Source organism: Cellulomonas septica (assembly GCF_012396155.1).
Lineage (GTDB): Bacteria > Actinomycetota > Actinomycetes > Actinomycetales > Cellulomonadaceae > Cellulomonas > Cellulomonas septica.
On sequence record NZ_JAAXOY010000209.1, the window covers coordinates 1 to 5,199 of the forward strand.

At 71.2% G+C, this 5,199-nt stretch carries 5 protein-coding genes; 4 read left to right on the forward strand and 1 reads right to left on the reverse strand.

From position 1 onward, the window contains the following. On the reverse strand, positions 1-1,033 hold a 1,033-nt coding region (locus tag HGA02_RS09605; RefSeq protein ID WP_168678826.1), incomplete at its 3' end, for a glycoside hydrolase family 3 protein. Positions 1,034-1,336: 303 nt separating this feature from the next. Between HGA02_RS09605 and HGA02_RS09610 the strand changes: the two genes are divergently transcribed. The 4 genes from HGA02_RS09610 to HGA02_RS09625 all read left to right on the forward strand — a co-directional run. Then, positions 1,337-2,995: a twin-arginine translocation signal domain-containing protein gene (locus HGA02_RS09610; protein ID WP_168678822.1), complete on the forward strand. Its 1,659-nt coding sequence runs from the start codon at positions 1,337-1,339 to the stop codon at positions 2,993-2,995. A 7-nt stretch (positions 2,996-3,002) separates the two neighbouring features. Further along, positions 3,003-4,019: an ABC transporter permease gene (locus HGA02_RS09615; RefSeq protein ID WP_168678823.1), complete on the forward strand. Its 1,017-nt coding sequence runs from the start codon at positions 3,003-3,005 to the stop codon at positions 4,017-4,019. Then, a complete protein-coding gene (locus tag HGA02_RS09620) occupies positions 4,016-5,023 on the forward strand; it encodes a carbohydrate ABC transporter permease (RefSeq protein ID WP_168678824.1) in 1,008 nt (335 codons plus the stop codon). Before HGA02_RS09615 ends, HGA02_RS09620 begins: the two co-directional genes overlap by 4 nt. Position 5,024: 1 nt before the next feature. Continuing rightward, positions 5,025-5,199 (forward strand): glycoside hydrolase N-terminal domain-containing protein (locus tag HGA02_RS09625; RefSeq protein ID WP_168678825.1); only part of this gene is annotated, 175 nt, incomplete at its 3' end.

The window sequence follows — 5,199 nt, forward strand, 5'->3', positions numbered from 1 at the left end:
GGGCGAGCGTGCGGTGCTCGGGCAGGTCGATCGCGTCCGCGCCGATCCCGGCCCACGGGTCGAGGTCGGGGTCGAGCTCGCCGGTCGCGAGCCGGAGCTCGAGCTGGCGCAGCACGGCGCGGTCGACGTCGGCCTGGTCGAGCAGCCCGGCGTCGAGCGCGGCCCGGACCCGCCCGATCGTGATCGACGAGTCCGCGTCGTGGTCGGTGAACGAGTCGACGCCGGCCCGGAGCGCGGCCGCCGCGGCGGTCGCGTGGTCGGCGTGGTACCGCTCGCCCGTGACGAGGTTGCTCGGTGCACCGGCGTCGGAGACGACGAGCAGGAACCCGTCGCGCTCGTCGCGCAGCGCGTCGACCAGGTCCTTCGACACGTGCGTCGGCCGCCCGTTGACGAGGTTGTAGGACGGCATCACGGCGCCGACGACGCCGGCCCGCAGCGGCCCGAGGAACGCGGGCAGCTCGTACTCGTGCAGCGCGCGCGGCGGGAGCTGGGCGCTGAGGACGGCGCGGTCCGTCTCGACGCCGTACGCGAGCAGGTGCTTGAGGGTCGGGACCGTCCGCCAGTAGACGGGGTGGTCGCCGCGCAGCCCGCGCGCGTAGGCGGTCGCGAGCGTGGCGGTGAGGTGGGGGTCCTCGGAGAAGCCCTCCTCGTTGCGACCCCAGCGCGGGTGCCGCAGCGGGTTGACGACGGGCGCCCAGACGTTGAGCGACACGGTCGGGTCGGCCGCGTGCTTGGCGCGGACCTCGGTGCCGACGACCTCGCCGACCTGCGTGAGCAGGTCGAGGTCCCACGTCGCGGCCAGCCCGACGGGCTGCGGGAACGTCGTCGCGGTGCCGAGCCACGCGACGCCGTGCAGGGCCTCGGTGCCGGTGCGGAACTCGGCGAGCCCGAGCCGGGGGACGGCGGGCACGCGCTGGTGCAGGAACGCGAGCCTCTCGTCGGGCGTGAGCCGCTGCAGCAGGTCGCGGGCGCGGTCGGCCAGGGGGAGCGCGGGGTCGCGGAACGGCGGGGTGGGCGGGGCGTCGTCGGCCACGGGGTCCTCACGGTGGGTCGGGTCGAGCAGGCGGGCGGCGTCGACGGACCGGTGCTCCGTCGCCCGGCGTGACGAAGCCGCTGGTTGAACCGTTTCGACGATCGCCACGGGCCCCTGAGGACTGTCACCATCGCCGGAGTTCGACGGACTCGCGCGGTTCATGGTGGTCCACGACGCCCGATCAGGCAAGGCGGTCGCCCCCACGGACCGACCCTTGCCCGACGATTCGTTCATGCCGTACATTTCCCGCGATCGAACCGCTTCGATGCGCGATCCCGCCTCACGAGGAAGTGAAGGACGAAGATGACCCCTCCCCTCCAGCTCGGCCGCGTCGGCGACGTGGCTGTCGACCGGCGCTCGTTCCTGGGGATGCTGGCCGCCGGCGCCGCGGTCGTCGGCGTCCCGTCCCTGCTCAGCGCGTGCAGCCCCGGAACCCCCACCGGAGCGGCCACCAGCGCGGCACCGATCGGCGACGTCATCCCGACGTACATCCCGGTCACCTACGCCGAACCGGACTACCCGAGCGTCTCCGGGTCCGTCCCCGGGTACGAGAAGATCCCCGCCGAGCTCGTGCGCTCCGTGCCCACGGCCCCCGGCACGGGCCTGGTCTTCACCGCGATGACGCCCCTGTGGGGCACGATCCCGCCGACCAAGGGCAACCAGTACTACGCGGCGGTCAACGAGCTCATGGGCTCGGACCTCAACTTCCAGATCGCCGACGGCAACACCTACGGCGACAAGCTCGCGGCCGTGCTCGCGTCGGCCAAGGACGTCCCGGACTGGGTCTCGATCCCGACGTGGAACCTCCCGCCGCGGTTCGGCTCCGAGATCGTCGGCAACGTCTTCCAGGACCTCACGCCGTACCTCGCGGGCGACCTCGTCGAGGAGTACCCGAACCTCGCGAACATCCCGTCCGACGCGTGGAAGTTCTGCGTCTTCAACGGCCGCCTCTACGGCCTGCCGTTCCCGGGCGAGACGATCACCGACGCGACGTTCTACCGCCGGGACCTGCTCGAGGCCATGGGGATCACGCCGGCCGTGACGAACGGGCAGGACCTGCTCGACCTCGCCAAGGAGCTCACGGGCGGCAACCAGTGGGGTGCCGACGACCTGTGGAACACGGCCGCGATCATCCACGGCGTCGTGCCGAAGTGGAAGCTCGAGGGCGACAAGCTCGTCCACCGGGTCGAGACCGACGAGTACCGCCAGGCGCTCGAGTGGAACGCGGCGCTGTTCGCGTCGGGCGCGGTCCACCCCGACGCGGTCGCGGGCCAGACCGGCGACGCGAAGCTGCGCTTCCAGAGCGGCCAGACGCTCATCGCCTCGGACGGCGTCGGCGGCTGGCACGAGGCCATGCGCGACAACCTCGCCGCGAACCCGTCGTACTGGCAGCAGCCGTTCGACCCGTTCGCGGCCGACGGCGGCGAGCCCGTGCTGTGGAAGGGCAACCCGGCGAACATCTTCTCGTTCCTCAAGAAGTCCGATGACGAGGCCCGGATCAAGGAGCTGCTCGCGCTGGCCAACGTCATCGCGGCGCCGTTCGGGACGACCGAGTACGACGTCATCAACAACGGCGTCGAGGGCGTGCACTACACGAAGGGCGCCGACGGACTGCCGGTCCCGACGGCCCTCGCCGCGACCGAGCTGCAGCCGACGTACATCTTCCTCGTCGACCCGCCGCTGTCCGAGACGCACGTGCAGTACCCCGGCTACGTCAAGGCCGCGTCGGAGTGGAAGGCGAAGGCGTCGGGCTACGCGCAGGACCCGCTGTTCTACGCGCAGCAGATCGTCGAGCCCGCGCAGTACGCGTCGATCGGCCAGCCGTTCGTCGACCTCGAGAAGGACATCTCGCGCGGTCGCAAGTCCATGGCGGACCTCGACGCCGCGATCGAGACCTGGCGGTCGTCGGGCGGCGAGGAGCTGCGCGCGTTCTACCAGGACATCCTGGACAGCCAGTCCTGAGGCGCTCATGGCACTCGACGCACTGACCCGCCGGCGCGGCTCGTCCGCGCCGGCGCCGGACCCGGTGACCGGCGCGGGGGACACCTCCGCGCCGGCCCGGCCGCCGGTCCGGAAGATCCCGCTCCGCACGCGCCTCAAGCACGACCGCTCGCTCCTGATCATGGTGCTGCCGGCCGTCGTGCTGCTGGTCGTGTTCGCGTACGTCCCCATGCTGGGCAACGTCATCGCGTGGCAGCAGTACTCGCCCTACACGGGCTTCCTGCACTCCACGTACGTCGGCTGGGCCAACTTCGAGCGGGTCTTCACCAACCCGCTATTCCTCGACGCGGTCGGCAACACGCTCGTCATCACCGCGTTCCAGCTGCTGTTCTTCTTCCCGATCCCGATCCTGCTGGCGCTGCTGCTCAACAGCGTGCTGTCGCCCCGCGTGCGCACGACGATCCAGTCGATCGTCTACCTGCCGCACTTCTTCTCGTGGGTGCTGGTCGTCACGATCTTCCAGCAGATCTTCGGCGGCGCCGGGCTCGTCAACCAGACGCTGCGCGACCACGGCCTGGCGGGCTTCGACATGATGACGAACCCCGACACGTTCCTCGTGCTCATCACGATGCAGTCCGTCTGGAAGGACGCCGGCTGGGGGATCATCATCTTCCTCGCCGCGCTGTCGACCGTGTCGCCCGAGCACTACGAGGCCGCGGCCGTCGACGGCGCGAACCGCTGGCGGCGCATGTGGCACGTGACCCTGCCGGCCATGCGGCCCGTCATCATCCTGCTGCTCATCCTGCGCCTCGGTGACTCGCTCACCGTCGGCTTCGAGCAGCTCATCCTGCAGCGCGCCGCAGTCGGCGTGGACGTCGCCGAGGTCATCGACACGTACGTCTACTACCAGGGCGTCGTGTACGCGGACTGGAGCTTCGCGGCCGCCGCAGGCCTCGTCAAGGGAGTCGTCAGCCTGGTCCTCGTGCTGGGTGCCAACAAGCTCGCCCACGTGTTCGGCGAGGCGGGGGTGTACAAGCGCGCATGAGCGGACAGTCACCGGAGATCACCGCAGCACCCCCGGTGCTGCCCGCCGCGGCGGTCGGCACGGCGCCCGACCGCCCGACCCCCGCGCCGCGTCGCCGACGCGGGTCGAAGCACCGGCCGGTCTGGGAGGAGCGCCCGACCCCCGTCGGCCTCGCGCTCAAGGGGCTCGTGCTCACGCTCGTCGCGCTCGCGGTCCTGTTCCCGCTGTGGACCGTCGTCCTCACGAGCTTCTCGACGCAGGCGGAGACGCTGCGCGTCGGGGGCCTCGTCACCGTGCCCGGCGAGCTCACCCTCAACGCCTACCGGCAGATCTTGTCGGGCGGCGTGGTGTCGCGCGCCGCGCTCGTGAGCGTCGGGATCACCGCGGTCGGCACCGTCATCTCGACGATCGTGTCGGTCCTCGCGGCGTACGGGCTGTCGCGGCCCGGCTCGGTCCTGCACCGGCCGATCCTGTTCGTCTTCCTGATCACGATGTTCTTCGGCGCGGGCCTCATCCCGACGTACCTGCTGGTCAGCAGCCTCGGGCTCATCAACAGCTACTGGTCGCTGATCCTGCCGGGCGCCGTGTCCGCGTTCAACGTGCTGATCCTGCGCAGCTTCTTCATGGGCATCGACCAGTCGATCCTCGACGCCGCCCGCATCGACGGCGCGGGCGACTGGCGGGTCCTCGGCCGGATCGTCCTGCCCATGTCGAAGGCGGCCGTCGCGGTCGTCGCGCTCTTCTACGGCGTGGGGTACTGGAACGCGTTCTTCAACGCGATGCTCTACATCAACGACAACGCGAAGTGGCCCCTGCAGCTGGTCCTGCGGTCCTACGTCCTGCAGGGCGTGAGCCTGCCGGGCGGCGGGACGACCGGCCAGGTCGACGCGGCCACCGGTGTCGTGAGCGGCCTGCCCGTCCAGATGGCCGTCATGGTCCTCGCGATCGTGCCGATCCTGCTCGTCTACCCGTTCGTGCAGCGCCACTTCACCAAGGGCGTGATCTTCGGCGCGATCAAGGGCTGACGTGGCGGGCCGTCGCACCCTGCTGTCCTTCGCCGGACCGGCGCGGACGTGGGTCGAGGCGTTCCCGGTGGGGAACGGCCGGCTCGGCGCGATGGTGCACGGCGGCGGCGACCGGGCGCGCGTGCAGGTCAACGACGCGACCGCCTGGTCGGGCCGGCCGGACGCCCCGGACCGGG

Bases quoted from the DNA above. Each gene is read 5' to 3' on its own strand.
- HGA02_RS09620 (WP_168678824.1), top strand. From the start codon at position 4,016: ATGAGCGGACAGTCACCGGAGATCACCGCAGCACCCCCGGTGCTGCCC.
- HGA02_RS09615 (WP_168678823.1), top strand. From the start codon at position 3,003: ATGGCACTCGACGCACTGACCCGCCGGCGCGGCTCGTCCGCGCCGGCG.
- HGA02_RS09610 (WP_168678822.1), top strand. From the start codon at position 1,337: ATGACCCCTCCCCTCCAGCTCGGCCGCGTCGGCGACGTGGCTGTCGAC.